Origin of the sequence: Tropicibacter sp. S64 (genome assembly GCF_049803835.1) — a bacterium.
Taxonomy (GTDB): domain Bacteria; phylum Pseudomonadota; class Alphaproteobacteria; order Rhodobacterales; family Rhodobacteraceae; genus Pacificoceanicola.
Genome location: NZ_JBNAGK010000008.1, coordinates 195,456 through 216,392, shown reverse-complemented (window position 1 = coordinate 216,392; position 20,937 = coordinate 195,456). Strand labels below are relative to the sequence as shown.

Here is a 20,937-nt window from a genome sequence, read left to right as displayed (position 1 = left end):
CGGCCCGGATGGGTCGGCCTTTTTCGTTGTTGGGCAATGCGGTGCGGGCCTGTGTAGGGTGGGTTTCCAACCCACCCTTGCGGAGCGGTGGGTTGGAAACCCACCCTACCGCGGTGATCTGCGTCAGTAGTGCGGCGGCCTCTCGTCGGCGAAATACGCGCCGCCCCCGGCATCCGCCTCCCGCGTGGCCTCGCGCTGCATCAGCATGGCAACCTGCCGCGTCAGGCGCTCCAGATCGCCCGCCTGCCGCGCAACGACGTCCGAGAGGTCTTCCACCATGCGTTCGAGATGCGCGATGCGTTCCTGAAGGGCTTCGGTCTGGTCAGTCATGGCGGGCCTCCGGTGGCGTCTGTTTCCGACCTAGGCGCATCGGCCGCCGCCGTCCAGCCCGCACCTTGCTTGCCCCCGGCAGTCCAAATGGGTAGAGGGAGCGCGACACGTCCAGTGCGGGAACCAGACCCATGGCCAAAGAGAAGAAAGCCCCCCGTCCCAAGGCCCAGACGCCGAAGGGATTCCGCGATTATTTCGGCGCGGAGGTCACTGAGCGCACCGAGATGCTGCGGGCCATCGCGGAGGTCTATCATCGCTACGGCTTCGACGCGCTGGAATCCTCGGGGGTTGAGACCGTCGAGGCCCTGGGCAAGTTCCTGCCCGATGTGGACCGCCCGAACGAGGGGGTCTTTGCCTGGCAGGATGAGGACGAGCAGTGGATGGCGCTGCGCTACGACCTGACCGCGCCTTTGGCCCGGGTCTATGCCCAGCACCGCAACGACCTGCCGCTGCCCTACCGGCGCTATGCCATGGGCCCGGTCTGGCGAAACGAGAAGCCGGGACCGGGGCGTTACCGGCAGTTCTACCAGTGCGACGCGGACACCGTTGGCGCGGCAAGCGCGGCGGCGGATGCGGAAATCTGCGCCATGCTGTCGGACACGTTGGAGACCGTGGGCATTCCGCGCGGCGACTACCTGATCCGGGTGAACAACCGGAAGGTTCTGAACGGGGTTCTGGAAACCATGGGCCTCGTGGGTGAGGCGCAGGCTGCGGATGTGCTCCGGACCATCGACAAGTTCGACAAGGTCGGGGAGAGCGGCGTGCGCGAGCTTTTGGGCAAGGGCCGCCTGGACGCCTCCGGTGCCTATATCGACGGGGTTGGCCTCACCGACGATCAGGCCGCACCGGTGTTGGCGTTCCTGACGTCGAAAGGCGCGGATGCAGCGAAGACGCTGGCGAACCTGCGGGATGCCATCGGTGCATCGCAGATCGGCGCGACCGGGGTGGACGAGCTAGAAGAGATCGCCGAGCTGCTGAACGCACAAGGATATGGCCCCGAGCGCATCGACATCGACCCGTCCGTGGTGCGGGGCCTCGGGTATTACACCGGGCCGGTCTACGAGGCGGAACTGACCTTTGAAATCCTCGACGAGAAGGGCCGCAAACGGCAGTTCGGCTCCGTCTCCGGCGGTGGGCGCTATGACGATCTGGTCAAGCGGTTCACCGGGCAGGAGGTGCCTGCCACGGGCGTGTCCATCGGCGTTGACCGTCTGCTGGCGGCGCTGCGCGAGAAGGGGCGTATCCAGTCCCATGCGCAGGGGCCGGTGGTTGTGACCGTGATGGACAAGGCCCGTATGGCTGATTACCAGGCGATGGTCGCGGAACTGCGCAACGCCGGTATCCGGGCGGAGGTCTATCTCGGCAATCCGAAGAACTTCGGCAACCAGCTGAAATACGCGGACAAGCGTGAAAGCCCGGTGGCGGTGATCGAAGGCGGCGACGAGAAGGCGAAGGGGGTTGTGCAGATCAAGGACCTGATCCTTGGCGCGAAACTGGCCGCCGATGCCTCGCTCGAGGAGTGGAAGGACCATCCGAGCCAGTACGAGGTGCCGCGCGGCGATCTCGTTGCCAAGGTGCGGCAGCTTCTGGACCTGCACAAATGAGCCTTTCCGCGATCAAGGCGAAGGCGGCCAGCCTTCTGGCCGGATTCGAGGCTCTGGGCGCCATGCCCGTGGATTGCGCCATCCTGCAACCGGCCGAAACCCTGCTTGACCTCTACGGCGAGGACATCCGCACGCGGGCCTATGTCACCCATGACCCGGCGCTCGGCGAGGTGATGCTGCGCCCGGATTTCACCGTGCCGGTGGTCGAGATGCACATGGCGGAGGGCGCGGAGCCGGCGCGGTATACCTATGCGGGAGAGGTGTTCCGGCGGCAGGAGACGCATCCTGACCGGGCGTCGGAGTATTTCCAGGTGGGGTTCGAGGTTTTCGACCGGACCGATCCGGAGGCCGCCGACGCGGAGGTTTTCGTCCGGTTTGCGGAGATCCTCGCGCCTTATGGCCTGCGGGCCGTGACGGGTGATATCGGCATCCTGACGGCGGCGGTTGCCGGGCTGAACACCTCGGATGCCCGCCGCTCCGCCCTGATGCGGCACATCTGGCGGCCCCGGCGGTTCCGGGCACTGATGGACCGCTATTCCGGCAAGACGCCGATGCCCGCGACCCGCGCCGCGCTGCTGGAACGGGACGATCCGCTGGCGGGCTGTGCGCCGGTGATCGGCCTGCGCTCGGAGGCGGAGATCGCCGCCCGCATCGAGGCCTTGCGGGCCGACGCAGCCGAGCCGTTCATCGCGGCGGAGGAAGTGGCGCTGATCGACGCGCTGCTGAAGGTATCGGAGACCTGCCCCTTCGCGCTCGAACACCTGCGGGACCTTGCCGTGGACATGCCCGCGATTGCGACCGCGGTCGAGCGCCTTGGCCGGCGCTGCGACGCGCTGGAGGCGCGGGGGATCGACATCGGCACGCTGGCCTTCGAGGCGAGCTACGGGCGCAGTTCGATGGAGTATTACGACGGCTTCGTCTTTGGCTTCCTGGCGCCGGGACGACCGGACTGGCCTTCGGTCTCCTCGGGCGGGCGCTATGACGCGCTGACCCGGCAGCTGGGACGTGGGCGCGAGATCCCGGCGGTGGGCGGGGTGCTGCGGCCGGGCTTGCTTGTCGCGATGGAGGCGGCGCAATGACGATCAAGCTGGGCGTGCCGTCCAAGGGGCGGCTGATGGAGAAGACCTTCGACTGGTTCGGGGCGCGGGGCGTCGGCCTTGCCCGGACCGGCTCGGAGCGGGAGTATTCCGGCGCGGTGACCGGGGTGGAGGGCGTCGAACTGGTGCTGCTCTCGGCGGGAGAGATCCCGCGAGAGCTGGCGGCGGGGCGCATCCATCTGGGGGTCACGGGGACGGACCTCGTGCACGAGAAGCTGGTGCAGTGGGAGCAGAAGGTGCAGCCGCTGGCGGAACTGGGCTTCGGCCATGCGGACCTGATCATCGCCGTGCCCGCGGCCTGGGTGGACGTGGACACGCTGGACGATCTCGATGCCGCGGCCTCGGCGTTCCGGGCGGCGCATGGCTTCCGGATGCGGATTGCGACGAAGTATCACCGTCTGGTGCGGGCCTATCTGCACGAGGGCGGTGTGGCGGATTACCAGTTGGTCGACAGCCAAGGCGCGACGGAGGGAACCGTGCGGAACCTGACGGCGGAGGCGGTGGCGGACATCACCTCCACGGGGGAGACCTTGCGGGCGAACCACCTGAAGGTGCTGAGCGAGGAGCCGGTGCTGCGTTCGCAAGCGACGTTGTTCAAGTCGCGGGTGGCGCAGAAGACCGACGACGAGCGCCGCGCCCTCGAGACGTTGTGCGACATGCTCAAGGTGGGGTGAGCCCCGGTCCGCGAAGCGGCAAACTCTCCGGTGGAGAGTTTGAGGGGCGAACGGGCGGAGCCCCGGGGTTGCCCCGGTCCGGCGCAGCCGGCAAACTCTCCGGTATGAGATGCGCCCGCAAAAGCAAGGCTATTGCAGCATCGAACGTGCGCAGCACGGTTTGAGGGGCGAACGGGCGGGGCCCCGGGGTTGCCCGGTCCGTCGCGGTCCCGGGACTGCGACGCGCTGAGAGTCCTGTCACGGCGATGTTTCCCCGCTTCTCGCTTGCACGCTCTGCCGCCTTGGCATTCAGTAAAGTGCAAACGCTCCCCGACTTTCAGGAACCGCCCGATGACCACCCAGACCGATTGGAATCCCGGCCTCTACGCGGAATACGCGGGGCTCAGGCTGCGGCCTGCGCTGGACCTGCTGGCGCGGGTGCCAAAGGTGCCGGACAACGCCACGACCTATGACCTTGGATGCGGCAACGGGCCGGCGGGGCCGGTCCTGCGGACGCGGCTCGGGGCGGGTCGGCTGGTGGGCGTCGACACCTCGCCCGCGATGCTGAAGAAGGCGCTGGACACCGGGGCCTATGACGCGCTGATCGAGGGCGATATCGCCGACTGGGCGCCGGTGCCCGAAGCGCCCGCCGGGCTGATCTTTTCCAACGCAGCGCTGCAGTGGCTGAAAGGGCACGAGACGCTTCTGCCGCGGCTGGCGGGACTGCTGGCCCCCGGCGGCACGTTGGCGGTGCAGGTGCCGCATCAGAACCGCGCGCCCTCGCACCGGCTCTGGCTGAGTCTCGCGGATGAGCTGTTCCCCGGGCGGATCGACCACGACAGCCTTCCCGCCGTGCTGCTGCCCGCCGAGTATCATCATCTGCTGCGCGGGCTTGGCGCGTTCGATCTTTGGGAAACCGAGTATTACCAGCCGCTGCCGCCGAGCGAGGAAGGCCACCCGGTGCGGCGGTTCTCGGAGAGCACCTTTGCGCGGCCGATCCTGTCCGCGCTGGAGCCGGACGAACAAGCCACGCTGATCGCCGCCTATGAAGAGGTCATTGGCAAGGCCTATCCGTCCGGTCCGGATGGCGGCGTGCTGTTTCCGTTCCGCCGGATGTTCTTTACCCTCACCACGGATGCGGGGTGAAACCCCGCCCTACCAACCGGAGCGCCCATGCCTGCCCTGATTGCCACCGATTACACCGCTGAAGTCACCTGGCTCGGCGTCGTCACCACCATGGACCGCGAGGAACTGCTGTCGGAGGTGCGGGACGCGCTCGATCTGCGCTTCGACGGCATCGCGGGGTCGGTGCATGGCGGGCTGACGCGGGCGTCCTGTAGCCGGGTGAAGACGCAATATCCGAAGGGGACGGAGATCCGCAACGAGCGGCAGCTCAGCATCGTCTCCGAGGAGGAACTCGCCGTCATCGCCGGGACCATGGGGGTGGATGCGCTCGATCCGGCGCGGCTCGGGGCGTCCATGGTCATTCGCGGTATCCGCGATTTCAGCCATGTGCCGCCGTCCTCCCGGCTGCAGGCACCCTCCGGCGCGACGGTCGCCATCGACATGCTCAACCAGCCCTGCCAGTTCCCCGCGAAGAGCCTGCGGCATGTGCTTGGCGATCCAGCCAAGGGGTTCAAGCCTGCGGCGGAGGGGCATAGGGGTGTAACTGCCTGGGTGGCGCGCGAAGGGCGTGTTGCGGTGGGGGACATCCTCACGCTGCACATCCCCGGGCAGAGGCACTGGCAGCCGCACGGCTGAGCGCTGTCCTGTCTCATCAGCGCGACCGGCGTTTCCGAAAGGCGCAATTCCGCGCCTGCCCGGAACGTCCCGCGCCGCACATTGCGCGAGAAAGGTCGGATTCGCAGAGACATCGGGAGAAACGGGCGGGTAAGCCTTCGCGTGAACACCGCCCAACCCCTACCCAACAGGACTGCACCCAGAATGGCCTTCAAGACCGACATCGAAATCGCCCGCGAAGCCACCAAGCTGCCGATCAAGGAGATCGGCGAAAAGCTCGGCATCGCCTACGAGAACCTCGTCCCCTACGGCCATGACAAGGCGAAGGTGAACCAGGATTTCATCAACTCCGTCAAAGATCGCCCGAATGGCAAGCTGATCCTCGTCACCGCGATCAACCCGACGCCGGCGGGCGAGGGCAAGACCACGACCACCGTGGGCCTCGGCGACGGTCTGAACCGCATCGGCAAGAAAGCGGCGGTCTGTATCCGCGAAGCCTCGCTCGGACCGAACTTCGGCATGAAGGGTGGCGCGGCTGGCGGCGGCAAGTCGCAGATCGTACCGATGGAGGACATGAACCTCCATTTCACCGGCGACTTCCATGCCATCACCGCCGCGCACAACCTGCTCTCGGCGATGATCGACAACCACATCTACTGGGGCAACGAGCTGCAGATCGACGAGCGCCGCGTGACCTGGCGCCGGGTGCTCGACATGAACGACCGCGCGCTGCGTGACGTTGTGACCTCACTCGGCGGCGTCGCCAACGGCTTCCCGCGCCAGACCGGCTTCGACATCACCGTGGCTTCCGAGGTCATGGCGATCCTGTGCCTGTCCAACGATCTCGAGGACCTCGAAAAGCGTCTTGGCGACATGATCGTGGCCTACCGCCGCGACCGCTCGCCGATCTATTGCCGCGACATCAAGGCGGACGGCGCGATGACCGTTCTGCTGAAGGACGCGATGCAGCCGAACCTCGTCCAGACGCTTGAGAACAACCCGGCCTTCGTGCACGGCGGCCCGTTCGCCAACATCGCGCATGGCTGCAACTCCGTCATCGCGACCACGACGGCGCTCAAGCTGGCCGACTACGTGGTGACCGAAGCCGGCTTCGGCGCGGACCTCGGGGCCGAGAAGTTCATGAACATCAAGTGCCGCAAGGCCGGGCTGGCGCCCGACTGCGTGGTGCTGGTCGCCACGGTGCGCGCGATGAAGATGAACGGCGGCGTTGCCAAAGCCGACCTCGGCGAGGAGAACGTCGACGCGGTGAAGGCGGGCTGCGCCAACCTCGGCCGTCACATCGGCAACCTCAAGCAGTTCGGCGTGCCGGTGGTCGTGGCGATCAACCACTTCGTCAAGGACACCGAGGCGGAGATCCAGGCGGTCAAGGATTACGTCAAGGGCCAGGGCTCCGAAGCAATCCTGTCGCGGCACTGGGAGCTCGGCTCGGAAGGCTCGCAGGAGCTGGCAACCCGCGTGGCACAGATCGCCGACAGCGGCGTGAGCCAGTTCGCGCCGCTCTACGCCGACGACATGCCGCTCTTCAAGAAGATCGAGCGCATCGCGAAGTCGATCTACCACGCGGACGAGGTGCTGGCGGACGGCAAGATCCGCACGCAGCTCAAGGAATGGGAAGACGCGGGCTTCGGCAACCTGCCGATCTGCATGGCGAAGACGCAGTACAGCTTCACCACCGACCCGAACCGCCGCGGCGCACCGACCGGCCACTCGGTGCCGATCCGCGAAGTGCGGCTCTCGGCGGGCGCGGGCTTTGTCGTGGTGATCTGCGGCGAGATCATGACCATGCCGGGCCTGCCGCGCGTGCCCGCGTCGGAGACGATCCGCCTCAACGACGCAGGGCTGATCGAAGGCCTGTTCTGACGAACACGGGCCGGGACGGGCAGGCGCTCGTCCCGGCTTTTTCAAATCCGGAACATCGCCCCGCCCACCGTCCCGCCTCGCGCGCTTGATCGGCGTTGCGTGGGCGGGTAGGTCGGATCGCGACATTTGGACAGAGACGAAGCAGGGGCGCGCTCCCCGGCAAGGAAGGAATGAACGCATGACGGCAACGGTGATCGACGGAAAGGCCTTCGCGGAGTCCGTGCGCGAGAAGGTGGCGGGCCATGTGGCGCGGCTCAAGGACGCGCATGGCATCACCCCGGGCCTGGCGGTGGTGCTGGTCGGAGAGGACCCGGCCAGCGAGGTCTACGTGGCGGCCAAGCACAAGCAGACCGTCGAGGTCGGTATGGCCTCCTTCGAGCACAAACTGCCCGCGGATGTCTCCGAGGCAGACCTGTTCGCGCTGATCGACCGGCTGAACGCGGACCCGGCGGTGCATGGCATCCTGTGCCAGTTCCCGGTCCCGGATCATCTCGACGAACGGGCCGTGGTGGCCCGGATCGACCCGGCCAAGGATGTGGACGGTCTCAGCGTGGTGAACGCCGGGCTGCTGGCCAGCGGCGAGAAGGGGCTGGTGTCCTGCACGCCGCTGGGCTGCCTGATGCTGCTGCGCGACCGGATCGCCGATATGTCCGGGATGGAGGCCGTGGTCGTCGGGCGCTCCAACCTCTTCGGAAAGCCGATGGCGCAGCTCTTGCTGCAGCAGAACTGCACCGTGACCATCGCCCACTCGCGCACCCGCGATCTGGCGGCGGTGTGCCAGCGGGCGGACATTCTCGTCGCGGCGGTCGGCCGGGCCGGGATGGTCAAGGCCGAATGGGTGAAGCCGGGCGCCACGGTGATCGACGTCGGCATCACCCGGGTCCCGCACCCGGACAAACCCGGCAAGACGCAGCTGCTGGGCGATGTGGACTTTGCCGGCGCCCGCGAGGTTGCGGGGGCGATTACCCCGGTTCCGGGTGGCGTGGGTCCGATGACCATTGCCTGCCTGCTCGCCAACACGCTCACCGCCTGCTGCCGTGCCCACGGGTTGCCGGAACCGGAAGGTCTGACCGTCTGAACCCTGCGGGACGTCGCGGAGCGATGCGGCGTCCCCTGTTTCTTCTCTTTGGAAAATACTCCCGGGGAGAGGCCCGCAGGGTCTCGTGGGGGCGGAGCCCCCGAGGGCGCGGCTCCGGCAGGAGACGCGCCCTTTGTCGACGCCCGCAGGGCGGCGAAACCCCTCAGACCGGCACGGGCACCATCGTCCCGGTCAGCAGCGCCACCTGTTTTTCCGCGCCGTCGCGCAGCGCGAAAACCTCCGCGGTGACCACCACCAATCGCCGCCCCGGCTTCACCACGCGCCCGCGTGCCACCAGACGCTCCCCGATCGCGGGTGACAGCAGGTGGATCTTGATCTCCGAAGTCACCACCTCGAACCCCTCCGGGATCACGCTCAGCGCGGCGTAGCCCGCCGCCGTGTCGCCGAGGGCGAAACTCAGCGCCGCGTGGCCGAAGCCCTGCTGCTGCGAGGTCCCGGGCGTGATCGGCGCGGAAAGGGTGACGGCCCCGGGCTGCACCGCGTCGATCCGCGCGCCAAGCGTGGCCATCATGCCCTGCCGGGCGAAACTCTGCTGTATCCGGTCCATGCCGCCATACGCGCACGCCGCCGCGCCCTTGGCAAGCCTGCAGCGTCCCGCCATTTACCTGAAACAACCTGCGCCAAAAATGTCCCGATCGCACCGCAGGTGCGACGGGTATTTGTAGCGCAGGTTCAAGGCGGGGCGCTTTATCGCGGCATCGGGATCGCCACGACCCGCGCCCCCGTCAGGATCGCCTGAGCCCCGTCGCCCATCAGTCCCGCCAGCGGCGCCCGGCTGCAGCACAGCCCGCCGGTATAGGACCCGAACGCGGGCAGGATCAGCCGCGTCGCATCGACGAGGAAACAGGGCCGCGACAGGCTCCGCCCGCGCAGCGCAAGCCGGGCCTTGGGGTGGTAATGCCCGGACACCTCGCCGGGCGTTTCGCCCGCGACATGCCGGAAGGTGAGCGGTCCGAGGACCACCGCCTCCCGATGCGCCCCTCCGAGCGCCACCGGGCCGGGATCGTGGTTGCCCTCGATCCAGGTCCAGTCCCGCCCGGCCTGCAGCCGCGTGATCCAGAGCCGCTCTTCTTCGGGCAGGGCACTCTCGATTTCCGGCGCATCGAAGCTGTCGCCGAGGCAGATCACCCGCCGTGCCCCCGTCGCCTCGATGTCGCGCTCCAGCCGCTGCAGCGTGTCGCGGCCTTCGTAGGGCGGCAGCTGTGCGCCGCCGACGGCCGACAGGCGGGCGCTTTTGCCCAGATGCAGGTCCGACACCACCAGCAGGCGCTCCTCCGGCCAGAACAGGGCACCGGAGGGCAAGGCGACCAGCGCCGCGCCGTGGAAACTGAAGGCATGGGTGTTCATGCCTTGTTCCTTGCCACGGCTGAGGCGGCGCGGCAAGGGTCAGGTGCGCGTCACCCGGGCGGCGTAGCATCCGGGCTTGGCGTAGTGCAGGTGCACGACATCCACCGAACGGTCGTCGAATACCTTGGGCAAAGCATCAGCCAGGGCCGTACCCTCCAGCACCTCCGCCACGACCATCATGCCATCGGTGTCGAACCCGCGCAGCGAGATCAGGCGCCGCTGCAGGACGTCCGGCACCGCGCCGCGCGGCGGCTGTGCCTGCACCGCGGTCTCGCGCACGTAGATCGCGTGGAACGCGCGATAGGGCGAGGCGACATCCAGGTGGCAGTGGTTCACGAGCAGCACCGTCTCGCCGACCTCCGCATCGGCGAGGCTCACGCGGCAGGGCACGCCGGGATGTTCGTTGACGGTCATCCGGCGGGCATTCCGCGCGGCCAGCGCGGTGTCGTCGAGGGTAAAGAGCGGCGCGAATTGCGCTGCGGGAAGGGCGTGGATCTGGAAAGGCATGTGGGTCGGCTCCTGACGTGTTGTCCGCCCACCTGAGCCTGTCGCGCCGCCCGGTTCAGCCCGTTTCCTGCGCAATCCGTATCACCCGACACCGGCCAGCCCGCTTTCCTTCAGAAGCCGCGTGACCTCCTCGTCCAGCAGTCGCTCATCCGCGCCGCCGTTCACCGGCACCCGCCCCGGTTCCAGGAACAGCGGAGCCGACAGCGGCGAAATCCGGGTCAGAGGCACATGGTCGATCCGGTCGCCAACCCGGGCGCACATCTCCCGGATACGGGAGAAATCCACCAGGCCCCGCATCGCCTCCATGCGCGTCACACGCATCATCAGGTGTTCGGGATCGTATTTCAGAAGCGTGTCATAGAGGATGTCGGAGGACATGGTCGCCTGCCGCCCGGTCTTCTTTTGGCCGCCCAGGCGCCGCTCGATCAGCCCGGCGATGGTCGCCGAGGCCCGGAAGGTGCGCTTCATGACGGCGTTTCCCGCGAGCCAGCCGTCCAGTCCCGCTTCCAGCGCTTCCAGGTCGAACAGCCCGGCAGGGTGCCCCACCGCATCCAGTCCCCAGATCAACGTCGCGTAGTCTGTGCTGACGAATCCCATGGGCGCGAGGCCCAGTTCCTCCATGCGCTTCGTCAGCAGCAGACCCAATGTCTGCTGCGCATTCCGCCCGGCAAAGCCATAGACGACCATGTTCTCGCGTCCGTCATGCAGGAAGGTCTCGATCAGCAGACGCCCGGGCACCGGCAGCTTGCTCACGTCCGACTGCAGCCGCAGCCAGTCCGCCGTATGTCCCGGGAGCCGCCCGAAGTCGCGCGCCTGAAACATCCGCAGGATGCGTTCGGAGAGCTGTGTGGAAGTGGAGAACTTCGTGCCGTTGAACACCGCGATCTTGGGCTTCTTCGCCACGTCCCGCGTCACCTCCACCACCATTTCGCGCAGCCGGTCATAGCGCACGATCTGCCCGCCGATCAGGAAGGTGTCACCCGGCGTCAGGCTGGCGGCAAAGCTCTCCTCCACCTCGCCTAAAGGCGCCCCGCCACGCCCCTTCCAGCGCACTTTCAGGGTGTCGACGTCCTGAATGGTGCCGATGTTCTGGCGGATGCGCAGGGCGGAGCGCGGGTCACGCAGCTGCCACAGTCCGTCCGGGCGCTGCAGCAGCCGCTTCCACTGATCATAGGCGCGCAGCGCATAGCCGCCGGTGGCGCAGAAATCGAGGCAGGCGTCGAAGGTCGCCCGGTCGAGCGCGGCGTAAGGTCCGGCGCTGCGCATCTCGTCGTAGAGGTCCGATGCCTCGAACGGGCCGGAGCAGGCCGCGATCAGGATATGCTGGCACAACACGTCCAGCGGCCCGGGCCCGCGCGGCTCGCCATCCAGATCCCGGGCCTTGACCGCTTCCAGCGCCGCCACGCATTCGACCACCTCGAAGCGGTTCGCCGGCACCAGCAGCGCCTTCGATGGCGCGTTGTAGCGATGGTTCGCCCGCCCGATCCGCTGGACGAGCCGCTTGACGTTCTTCGGCGCGCCGACCTGGATCACGAGGTCCACGTCCCCCCAGTCGATGCCGAGATCGAGCGAGCCCGTGCAGACGATGGCCCTGAGCTGCCCGGCGACCATCGCTGCCTCGACCTTCTCCCGTTGCTGCCGGTCGAGCGATCCGTGATGGATGCCGATGGGCAGCGCGTCCTCGTTGGCGAGCCAGAGGTTGTGAAAGAAGATTTCCGCCTGCGCCCGGGTGTTGTGGAAGATCAGCGTCGTCCGGTGCTGCTTTACCGCCTCCAGCACGGCGGGAATGGCATAGGCGGCCCCGCCTCCGGACCAGGGCGGCGGCGCGTCCACCTCCAGCATGGCGATATCCGGCTCGGGGCCGGGATCGGCGAGGATGATCTCGCAGGGATCGGGATGCCGGGCAAGAAAGGACGCCAGCGCCGGCGGGTCCTCGACCGTCGCCGAAAGCCCGACACGCCGCAGCCCGGGACACAGCCTTTGCAGCCGCGCCAGCGCCAGCATGAGCTGATCGCCGCGCTTGCTCTCCGCCAAGGCGTGAATCTCGTCGACCACCACCCGTCGCAGACCGGCAAACATTCGCGGCGCATCCTCGTAGCTCACCAGCAGGGCCAGCGATTCCGGCGTCGTCAGCAGGATATGCGGCGGATCGGCCCGCTGCCGCCGCTTCTGGGTGTAGGAGGTATCGCCGGTGCGATCCTCCACCCGGATCGGCAGGCCCGCCTCCTCGATGGGTATGCGCAGGTTGCGCCGGATATCCGCCGCCAAAGCCTTCAAAGGCGAGACATACAGCGTATGCAGGCCATCGAACCCGCCATCTGCCAGTTCGCATAAGCTCGGCAGGAACCCCGCCAGGGTCTTGCCGCCCCCGGTCGGCGCAATCAGCAGGAGCGACGGATCCTCTGCCCGCGCCAGCATGGCAAGCTGATGCGGATGCACGGACCAGCCGCGACTGTCGAACCAGTCCTGAAGGGAAGCGGGCAATTCCATGCCCCATAGATATCCCCGGCGGGACAAAAGCAAACGGTGCTGTTTTCTTCTCTTCGGCAAATACTCCGGGTCCGGGCGGAGCCCGCCAGAAAATTTTGCGAAGACAAAATTTTCCCCCGCCCGGCCTCACACCTTCCCATCCCCGCGATCTTCCGCTTCACTGCCCGGCGGGAGGACAGACATGCTGGGCGGTATCCGCATCATCGAATTCGAAGCGCTTGGCCCCGCGCCCTTCGCGGGCATGCTGCTGGCCGACCTCGGCGCGGAGGTCATCGTGGTGCATCGCAAGTCCGGCGCGGGCAATCCGGCGAAGCAACAGCAGAACCTGCTCGACCGGGGCAAGCGCTCCATCGCACTCGACCTCAAGGACCCGGCGGACCTGGCCACGGCGAAGGCGCTCATCCGGTCCGCCGATGCCCTCACCGAGGGCCTGCGCCCCGGGGTCATGGAGCGTCTTGGCCTTGGTCCGGCGGAGGCCCATGCCCTCAACCCGCGCCTTGTCTATGGTCGCATGACCGGCTGGGGCCAGACCGGGCCGCGCGCCCGGCAGGCGGGGCATGACCTCAATTACCTCGCCCTGACCGGGGCGCTGTTCTACGCGTCGCAGGATGGCCCGCCCTTTCCACCGCCGACGATGCTCGGCGACATCGGTGGCGGGGCGATGTACCTTGCGGTCGGCCTGCTCGCCGGGCTTCTGAACGCGCAGCGGAACGGAAAGGGCACCGTGGTCGACGCCGCCATCGTCGACGGGGCCAGCCACATGATGGCCTTGTTGCTCTCCATGGGGCCGCTGTTCGACACCGCCCGCCGGGGCGCGTCCCTGCTCGACGGCCCGCACTGGTCGCGCTGCTATACCTGCGCCGATGGCCGCGCCATCGCCGTGCAATGCCTCGAGCCGCAGTTCCACGCCCTGTTTCTGGACATCCTTGGTCTGACCGGCGATCCGGCCTTCGCCGCACCTTACGACCCGGCCACATGGCCGGATGCAACGCTGCGGCTTGCCAGACTTTTCGCGGAAAAGTCTTCCCACCATTGGGCCGCGCTGTTCGACGGCAGCGACGCCTGCGTCGCCCGCGTGCTGACGCCGGAGGAGGCGCAGGCTGACCCGCATATTGCCGCCCGTGGCATCTGGCAAGGCGGGGCGCCGGCCCCCGCGCCGCGTTTCGACGGGGAGCGCGGGGCGAGCGGACCTGTCCCGACCCACGGGGAGCACACCGACGCCATCCTCAAAGACCTCTCCGACAAGGGCTTTCTATGACCACCGATGCCGACACCCTCGCCGCGCTGCTCGCACGCCGTCACTCCTGCCGCGCCTTCCGCCCGGACCCTGTCCCGCGTGCCGATGTCGAGGCGGCGCTGGTCGTGGCGCAGCGGGTGCCCAGCTGGTGCAATTCTCAGCCGTGGATGACCCACGTCTGCGGCCCGGAGGAAACGGACCGGCTGCGCGCTGCGTTGACCGAGCATATCAGCATCGCCCCGCACAGCCCCGACATTGCTTTTCCCGAAGCCTACGAAGGCGCCTACAAGGAGCGTCGCAGCACCTGCGGCTGGCAGCTGTACGATGCGGTCGGCGTGACGAAAGGCGACCGCGCCGGCTCCGCCGCCGAGATGCGCAAGAACTTCGCCTTCTTCGGCGCGCCGCATTTCCTGCTGATCACCACGCCGAAGAAGCTCGGCGCCTATGGCGTGCTCGACTGTGGCGCTTATCTCACCGCGCTGTTGCTTGCCTTCGAAGCCCGCGGCATTGCCTCCGTGCCGCAGGCCGCGGTCGCGGGGTTCTCGCCGTTCATGCGGGACTGGTTCGCCATACCGGACGACCGCGACGTGCTGGTCGGGGCCTCCTTTGGCTATTCGGACCGCGATCACCCGGCCAACAGCTTCCGCACCGACCGCGCCCCGTTGAGCGAGGTCGTCGACTGGCGTTGACTATGCCTCTTCGAGCCGGTCCGTCGCGGGCGGCGGCTTGGCGCTCAGGGCGCTGATCCGCGCGTAGAGATCATCGTCCATCTCGTAATGCATCGCCGCCAGAGACGGTGCCAGCTGCGACGGCTTGCTTGCCGACAGGATAGGCACCGGCGCGGCGATTCCCCTGGCTACCCAGGCCACCGCGAGTGTCGCCGGGTTGCTGCCGACCTCCTGTGCCAATTTGTGCAGCGCCCGGGCCGTGTCGTGCATCGCCTCGACACCGTATCGCCGGGCGTAGCGGTCGTCCTCGATCAGCCTGCCCTCGCTTTCGCCAAGCGCATATTTCCCGGTCAGCAGCCCGCCGCCCAGGGGCGAATAGGGCACCGGCCGGATGCCTTCGCTTGCGCACATCGGCAGAAGTTCCACTTCCGCCTGCCGCTTCACGAGGTTGTACATCGGCTGGATCACGTCGATCCGCGTGCCGAAGCCCGCCGCCACCGCTTGCGCCTTCATCACCTGCCAGGCGGCATAGTTCGACACGCCGATGTAGCGGACGATGCCCTTGGTCTGGAGCTCGGATAGCGCCTCGAATGTCTCCTCCAGCGGGGTCTCGTCATCCCAGCGGTGCATGTAGAGCAGGTCGATCACGTCCATCGACATCCGCGTGCGGCTGTCCTCGACGGAGGACAGGATTGACTCGCGGGAGGCTCCGCCGGAATAGCTGGCCTTGGTGGCGATCAACAGATCGTCCCGCTCCAACTGTGCGAACCGCCCCAGCAGGCGCTCCGATTCGCCCTCCGTGTAGACATGCGCCGTGTCGAAGAACGAGACACCCGCCGCGCGGCAGGCTTCGAACATGGTGCGGCTCTGGACGGAATCCGCCTTGCCTCCGAACTGCATTGCGCCGAAACAGAAGGGGAGGGGTGTCTTTCCGGAAATCGTGGTAAGCTGGGTCATGCATCGCAAACTGACACGTCCCGTTCAAAAAGCAAGCGCCGCCTTGGGCGCCGTTTTCCTGTTCGCCTCGGCTCTCGCCGCGCCCGCTGGGTCGGAGTGCAGCACGGATGCCATGATCGTCTTCGACGGCTCCGGCAGCATGGCCGAGATGGGCTTCAACAAGATCGGCGAGCCGCGAATCTTCGAGGCGCGCGAGGCGCTGCACAGCGTGCTGCCGCAGATTGCCGCCATGCGCCGTCTCGGGCTGGTGGTCTACGGCCCCGGCGGCGATGGCGAATGCAAGAGTACCGAGTTGTATTTCGGCCCTCGGCCCAATGCCGCCCCGCCGATCACGGCCGCCGTCGACGCGCTCGACCCGACCGGCAGCACGCCGCTGACCGAAGGGGTGCGCCTGGCGGCGGAGGCCCTGAAGTATCGCGAGCGGCCCGGGGCCATCGTGCTGGTGACCGACGGTGACGAGACCTGCGGCGGCGCACCCTGCCAACTGGCGGCCCAGCTTGCGGCGGAGGGTCTGGACCTGACGGTGCACGTGATCGGCTTCAAGGTGCGTCCGACGCGGTTCAGCTGGGACGGCGCGCGGGATACGGAAGCGGTGAGCAACGCCGCCTGTCTCGCGGAGGCGACCGGCGGCGAATATCTTGGCGTCGAGTCGGTGGAGGAATTGATCGGCGCGCTGCGGGTGACTTTGGGCTGTCCGGTCTTCGGCGCACTGGACTGAGACTGCCGCGCGGCGCTGCGTAGGGCGGGGCTTTGCCCCGCACCCTGTCCGGCTCAGGCGCCGCCGATCTTGTCCTGCGTCTTCGTCTCGAAATCGCCGGCGTCATGGCGTTCGTGCAGTTGCTCCGCCGGATCGCCGCTTGTCTTGTTGACGATGCGCCCGCGTTGCACCGCCGGCCGGGCCGCGATCTCCTCGGCCCACCGCAGCACGTTGGTGTAGATGCCGACGTCGAGGAACTCTCCCGCGTTGTAGCTTTCGCCAAAGACCGTCCGCCCGTACCATGGCCAGATCGCGATATCGGCGATGGTGTATTCGTCTCCGCTCATGAAGCGGTTGTCCGCCAGGTGGCGGTCCAGCACGTCCAACTGCCGCTTCACCTCCATGGCAAAGCGGTTGATCGGATACTCCATCGGGTAGGGCGCATAGGCGTAGAAATGCCCGAAGCCGCCGCCCAGATACGGCGCGCTGCCCATCTGCCACATCAGCCAGGACAGCATTTCGGGCCGGTTGTCCTTGCTCAGGAAGGCGTCGAACTTCTCCGCAAGGTGCATCAGGATCGCGCCGGATTCGAACACCCGGACCGGGCTGTCGCCGCTGTAATCCATCAGGGCCGGGATCTTGGAATTGGGGTTCACCTCGACGAAGCCGGACCCGAACTGGTCGCCGTCGCCGATCTTGATGAGCCAGGCATCGTATTCGGCGTCATGGCCCTGCGCCAGAAGCTCTTCCAGAAGGATCGTCACCTTCTGCCCGTTCGGCGTTGCCAGAGAATACAACTGGAGCGGGTGTTTGCCGCGCGGCAGGTCCTTGTCATGCGTTGCGCCGGCGATGGGGCGGTTGAGCGAGGCCCATTGGCCGCCGTTCTCCTTGTCCCAGATCCATTTCTTCGGCGGTGTGTACTGTTCGGTCATGTCGGATGTCCTCATTCGCGTCTGCCGCCACCCTAACCGGACCTGCGGGGATTTCCAGTGGCTGGAAGCGGCGGCCGGGCTGTGCTTTCCTGCACAGATGAACAAACCCGTCGCCCTCATACTCGGTGCCGCCGTCTGGTCCGGCGGCAGACCCTCCATCACCTTGAAAAGGCGGGCAGAACATGGCGCGAGGCTATGGTTGGCGGGGCATGTGTCCGGGATCGTCGCCTGCGGCGGTGTCGGGCATTATCCGCCCAGCGAGGCGGAGGTTATTTCCAAGGTCTGTCAAGAGCTTGGCGTGCCGGAGGTCGCGGTTCTGCAGGAGAAGCGCTCGACCACGACGGAGGAAAACCTGCGCTTCGCGCTGGTGCTGTTGAACACGCCCGATGTCATCATCGTGACAGACCGCTATCACGCCCCGCGTGCCAGGTTGATCGCCCGCAGGCTCGGCCTGAACGCCACCACCGACTGCCCGCCGATCCCCCAAGGGCGCCGGAAGCACGTTGTCCGGCAGACGCTCAGGGAGGTTCCGGCCTACCTTTGGTACTGGCTGCGCAAGCGTTGATCGACGCGCAGCGCAGCCCCGGGATTGTCCCGGGGCCTGCCGGTCAGAGCACGCCGATCTCTGCCAGCGCCCCGGCCAGCTCCGGGGGCAAAGGCTCTTCCGCCTGCCGCGCCTTGCCAAGGTCCACCGGCGCATCCGAGGGGTTCAGGTAGCGCCAGCCCTGGAACGGCCGTTTCGGCGCGGTGGCCGTGCGGATCAGGGTCGGTTCCAGAGCGATGGCGCAGCGTTCCACCCCGTCTTCTCCCGTCACCCGGTCGAGCCGCAGCACCTTCTGCCGACACTGGATCAGCCCCTTGATCACCCAGTAGATCGACCCGCCGTTCAGCACTTCCGCCCCGCGCTTCGGCCACATGCGTGTCACATGCCGGGGCAGCCCGTCGGCAAAGCGCGTGCGGTGACCGTCCTGCCAGGCGGCAAGATCCTCGACACTTTCTGTGCCGACGCTGAGCTTTACGAGGTGTACGAATTTATCCACAGATTCTTCCCCAATCCACGCGACATATGGTATAGCTTTGAGTCTCGTCTTCAAGCTGTTGCGCAATTGCGCCTTCAATGCCGTTGGTACCTTCTCTATGGTGCCCGTCTGGACAGACCAAGGATTCGCCCACCATGACCCGCTTTGCCGCCCCCATCGCCGAACAGATCTGGGATATGAAATACCGGCTCAAGGAGGCGGATGGCACCCCAATCGACACCACCGTCGAGGACAGCTGGCGGCGAATCGCGCGGGCGCTGGCCTCGGTCGAAAAGGACAAGAAGGGCTACGAGGAGAAATTCTACCGCGCCCTTGAGGACTTCAAGTACCTCCCCGCCGGGCGCATCACCGCGGGCGCGGGCACCAATCGCTCCGTGACCCTGTTCAACTGCTTCGTCATGGGGACGATCCCGGACAGCATGGGTGGCATCTTCGACATGCTGAAAGAGGCCGCGCTGACCATGCAGCAGGGCGGCGGCATCGGCTATGACTTCTCCACGATCCGGCCCAAGGGGGCCCCGGTGCAGGGCGTTGCCGCCGACGCCTCCGGCCCGCTGTCCTTCATGGACGTCTGGGACGCCATGTGCCGCACCATCATGTCTGCCGGCTCGCGCCGCGGCGCGATGATGGCGACGATGCGCTGCGATCACCCGGACGTGGAGCAGTTCATCGCGGCGAAGTCCGACTCCGCCCGCCTGCGCATGTTCAACCTCTCCGTTCTGATCACCGATCCCTTCATGGAAGCGGTGAAGGCGGACAAGTCCTGGGATCTCCAGTTCGACGGCGTGGTCTACAAGACCGTCGAGGCGCGCAAGCTCTGGAACACCATCATGCAGGCGACCTACGACTACGCCGAGCCCGGCGTGATCTTCATCGACCGCATCAACAAGGCGAACAATCTCAATTACATCGAGACCATCGCGGCGACGAACCCCTGCGGTGAGCAGCCCCTGCCGCCCTACGGCGCCTGCCTGCTTGGCTCGATCAACATGGCGCGTCTGGTGTCCATGCCATTCACCGAGGCGGCGCATATCGAGGACACGCATCTCGACGAGTTGGTCGCCACCGCGATCCGCATGATGGACAACGTCGTGGATGCGTCGAAGTTTCCCTTGGAAGCGCAGCGTCTGGAAGCCCAGAACAAGCGCCGCATCGGCCTTGGCGTGACCGGCCTTGCGGATGCGCTCCTGATGAAGGGTCTGAAGTACGGCACGCCCGAAGCCGCCGCCCAGACCGAGGACTGGCTCAAGCGTATCGCCCGGGCGTCCTACCTCGCCTCCGTCGAACTGGCCAAGGAAAAGGGCGCCTTCCCGCTCTTCGACGCGGAGAAGTATCTCGCCTCCGGCAACATGATGCAGATGGATGACGATGTCCGCGAGGCCATCCGCACCCATGGCATCCGCAACGCCCTCGTCACCTCCATCGCACCGACCGGCACCATTTCCCTCTACGCCGGGAACGTCTCCTCCGGCATCGAGCCGGTGTTTGCGTACAGCTACACCCGCAAGGTTCTCCAGAAGGACGGCACCCGCACCGAGGAAGAGGTCGTCGACTACGCGGTGCAGCTCTACCGCGACATCCACGGCGAGGAAGCGGCGCTGCCGGACTACTTCGTGAATGCCCAGACCCTGGAGCCGCTGGCGCACGTTCGCATGCAGGCCGCCGCGCAGAAATGGATCGACTCGTCTATTTCCAAGACGATCAACTGTCCGGAGGACATCTCCTTCGAGGACTTCAAGGAAGTCTATCTCGCGGCCTACGAGAGCGGCTGCAAGGGCTGCACGACCTACCGCCCGAACGATGTGACGGGGTCGGTTCTGAGCGTTTCCGAGGACAAGAAGCCTGCCTCTGGCGACTTCCGGAAATCCCTTGTCTCCTTGATCGAAGCTCGCGGAACGACCATGCGCCAGGTTTCGCTCGATGCGGGCCTCAGCCACGGTTACCTGCACGGGATCATCAAGGACGGGAAGGAGCCTACCCTCGACCGCCTTGCCAAGATCGCGGAGGTCTTGCGTGTTCCGTTAAACGAAATCGTGGGAGCTGGAGTTTCGGCCCCCGAAGTCCTCGCGACTACCGACGACGAGCCCCAGACCCCGCATGGCGATGTCATCTACATGGCCGAGCCGCTGGACCGTCCGGAGCATCTCGAAGGCAACACCTACAAGCTCAAGTGGCCGGATTCGGAGCACGCGATCTACCTGACGATCAACGATATTGTCGTCGCCGGCCACCGCCGCCCCTTCGAGGTTTTCATCAACTCCAAGAACATGGAGCATTACGCCTGGACGCTGGCCCTGACCCGGATGATCTCCGCCGTCTTCCGCCGTGGCGGGGATGTGTCCTTTGTCGTCGAGGAACTCAAGGCCGTCTTCGACCCGCGCGGCGGGGCCTGGGTCAAGGGCAAATACATCCCGTCGATCCTCGCGGCCATCGGCGGCGTGATCGAACAGCATCTGGTCGCGACGGGCTTCGTCGAAAGCGAAGGGATGGGCCTCAAGTCCGACCCGAAAGCCAGCGTCGTCTCCCTTGACACCCCCCGCGGCAAAGCCTGCCCCTCCTGCGGCCAATACGACATGCACATGCAGGAAGGCTGCATGACCTGCGCCTCGTGTGGACATTCGAAGTGCGGATGAGTTTTGGCCGGGTGGGTAATTGTTA

The 20,937-nt window shown here is 66.8% G+C and carries 20 protein-coding genes; 12 read left to right on the top strand and 8 right to left on the bottom strand.

What is annotated here, in order from left to right; translation table 11 throughout:
• Window positions 1–123: 123 nt before the first annotated feature.
• Complete coding sequence (locus ACP159_RS14480) at window positions 124–330, bottom strand: SlyX family protein (RefSeq protein ID WP_425100445.1); 207 nt, start codon at window positions 328–330, stop codon at window positions 124–126.
• A 131-nt stretch (window positions 331–461) separates the two neighbouring features.
• Here ACP159_RS14480 and hisS point away from each other — a divergent pair, with 131 nt between their 5' ends.
• The 7 genes from hisS (at window position 462) to folD (ending at window position 8,383) form a co-directional block, all read left to right on the top strand.
• Window positions 462–1,934: a histidine--tRNA ligase gene (gene hisS / locus ACP159_RS14475; protein WP_425100444.1), complete on the top strand. Its 1,473-nt coding sequence runs from the start codon at window positions 462–464 to the stop codon at window positions 1,932–1,934.
• Window positions 1,931–3,013, top strand: coding sequence for an ATP phosphoribosyltransferase regulatory subunit (locus tag ACP159_RS14470; RefSeq protein ID WP_425100443.1), 1,083 nt, complete (start codon window positions 1,931–1,933; stop codon window positions 3,011–3,013). The genes hisS and ACP159_RS14470 overlap by 4 nt, the downstream gene beginning before the upstream one ends.
• Complete coding sequence (gene hisG / locus ACP159_RS14465; RefSeq protein WP_425100442.1) at window positions 3,010–3,705, top strand: ATP phosphoribosyltransferase; 696 nt, start codon at window positions 3,010–3,012, stop codon at window positions 3,703–3,705. The genes ACP159_RS14470 and hisG overlap by 4 nt, the downstream gene beginning before the upstream one ends.
• A 330-nt stretch (window positions 3,706–4,035) precedes the next feature.
• Complete coding sequence (locus ACP159_RS14460) at window positions 4,036–4,830, top strand: methyltransferase domain-containing protein (RefSeq protein WP_425100441.1); 795 nt, start codon at window positions 4,036–4,038, stop codon at window positions 4,828–4,830.
• Window positions 4,831–4,857: 27 nt separating this feature from the next.
• Complete coding sequence (locus tag ACP159_RS14455; RefSeq protein WP_425100440.1) at window positions 4,858–5,445, top strand: MOSC domain-containing protein; 588 nt, start codon at window positions 4,858–4,860, stop codon at window positions 5,443–5,445.
• A 183-nt stretch (window positions 5,446–5,628) separates the two neighbouring features.
• Window positions 5,629–7,305 carry a formate--tetrahydrofolate ligase gene (locus ACP159_RS14450; RefSeq protein ID WP_425100439.1) on the top strand — a complete coding sequence of 559 codons (1,677 nt, stop codon included), beginning with the start codon at window positions 5,629–5,631 and terminating at the stop codon, window positions 7,303–7,305.
• Between the two features lie 178 nt (window positions 7,306–7,483).
• The gene (gene folD / locus ACP159_RS14445; protein WP_425100438.1) at window positions 7,484–8,383 is read left to right on the top strand and encodes a bifunctional methylenetetrahydrofolate dehydrogenase/methenyltetrahydrofolate cyclohydrolase FolD; all 900 of its coding nucleotides are present in this window, start codon (window positions 7,484–7,486) and stop codon (window positions 8,381–8,383) included.
• A gap of 163 nt (window positions 8,384–8,546) precedes the next feature.
• On the opposite strand, the gene ACP159_RS14440 is transcribed toward folD, so the two are convergent.
• The 4 genes from ACP159_RS14440 to ACP159_RS14425 form a co-directional block, all read right to left on the bottom strand.
• Window positions 8,547–8,951, bottom strand: coding sequence for a PaaI family thioesterase (locus ACP159_RS14440; RefSeq protein ID WP_425100437.1), 405 nt, complete (start codon window positions 8,949–8,951; stop codon window positions 8,547–8,549).
• A gap of 140 nt (window positions 8,952–9,091) precedes the next feature.
• Window positions 9,092–9,751 carry a ligase-associated DNA damage response endonuclease PdeM gene (gene pdeM, locus ACP159_RS14435; RefSeq protein ID WP_425100436.1) on the bottom strand — a complete coding sequence of 220 codons (660 nt, stop codon included), beginning with the start codon at window positions 9,749–9,751 and terminating at the stop codon, window positions 9,092–9,094.
• Between the two features lie 39 nt (window positions 9,752–9,790).
• Window positions 9,791–10,258, bottom strand: coding sequence for a DUF1203 domain-containing protein (locus tag ACP159_RS14430; RefSeq protein WP_425100435.1), 468 nt, complete (start codon window positions 10,256–10,258; stop codon window positions 9,791–9,793).
• Window positions 10,259–10,339: 81 nt separating this feature from the next.
• Entirely contained in the window at window positions 10,340–12,748 is a 2,409-nt protein-coding gene (locus tag ACP159_RS14425) for a ligase-associated DNA damage response DEXH box helicase (RefSeq protein ID WP_425100434.1), read from the bottom strand.
• A gap of 181 nt (window positions 12,749–12,929) precedes the next feature.
• Between ACP159_RS14425 and ACP159_RS14420 the strand changes: the two genes are divergently transcribed.
• A complete protein-coding gene (locus ACP159_RS14420; protein ID WP_425100433.1) occupies window positions 12,930–14,006 on the top strand; it encodes a CaiB/BaiF CoA transferase family protein in 1,077 nt (358 codons plus the stop codon).
• On the top strand, window positions 14,003–14,674 hold the full coding sequence (locus tag ACP159_RS14415; protein WP_425100432.1) for a nitroreductase: 672 nt from the start codon (window positions 14,003–14,005) through the stop codon (window positions 14,672–14,674). Before ACP159_RS14420 ends, ACP159_RS14415 begins: the two co-directional genes overlap by 4 nt.
• Here the strand turns inward: ACP159_RS14415 and ACP159_RS14410 are convergent, their stop codons facing one another.
• Window positions 14,675–15,610 carry an aldo/keto reductase gene (locus ACP159_RS14410; RefSeq protein ID WP_425100431.1) on the bottom strand — a complete coding sequence of 312 codons (936 nt, stop codon included), beginning with the start codon at window positions 15,608–15,610 and terminating at the stop codon, window positions 14,675–14,677.
• Here ACP159_RS14410 and ACP159_RS14405 point away from each other — a divergent pair.
• The gene (locus ACP159_RS14405) at window positions 15,609–16,328 is read left to right on the top strand and encodes a vWA domain-containing protein (RefSeq protein WP_425100430.1); all 720 of its coding nucleotides are present in this window, start codon (window positions 15,609–15,611) and stop codon (window positions 16,326–16,328) included. The genes ACP159_RS14410 and ACP159_RS14405 overlap by 2 nt on opposite strands.
• Window positions 16,329–16,381: 53 nt before the next feature.
• On the opposite strand, the gene yghU is transcribed toward ACP159_RS14405, so the two are convergent.
• On the bottom strand, window positions 16,382–17,239 hold the full coding sequence (gene yghU, locus ACP159_RS14400; RefSeq protein WP_425100429.1) for a glutathione-dependent disulfide-bond oxidoreductase: 858 nt from the start codon (window positions 17,237–17,239) through the stop codon (window positions 16,382–16,384).
• On the opposite strand from yghU, the gene ACP159_RS14395 reads away from it, so the two are divergent.
• Window positions 17,238–17,804, top strand: coding sequence for a YdcF family protein (locus ACP159_RS14395; protein WP_425100428.1), 567 nt, complete (start codon window positions 17,238–17,240; stop codon window positions 17,802–17,804). The two genes, yghU and ACP159_RS14395, sit on opposite strands and share 2 nt — an antisense overlap.
• A 43-nt stretch (window positions 17,805–17,847) precedes the next feature.
• On the opposite strand, the gene ACP159_RS14390 is transcribed toward ACP159_RS14395, so the two are convergent.
• Window positions 17,848–18,279 carry a DUF1489 family protein gene (locus ACP159_RS14390; protein ID WP_425100427.1) on the bottom strand — a complete coding sequence of 144 codons (432 nt, stop codon included), beginning with the start codon at window positions 18,277–18,279 and terminating at the stop codon, window positions 17,848–17,850.
• Between the two features lie 134 nt (window positions 18,280–18,413).
• Here ACP159_RS14390 and ACP159_RS14385 point away from each other — a divergent pair, with 134 nt between their 5' ends.
• Entirely contained in the window at window positions 18,414–20,912 is a 2,499-nt protein-coding gene (locus ACP159_RS14385; RefSeq protein ID WP_425100426.1) for an adenosylcobalamin-dependent ribonucleoside-diphosphate reductase, read from the top strand.
• The last annotated feature ends 25 nt before the right edge of the window (window positions 20,913–20,937 follow it).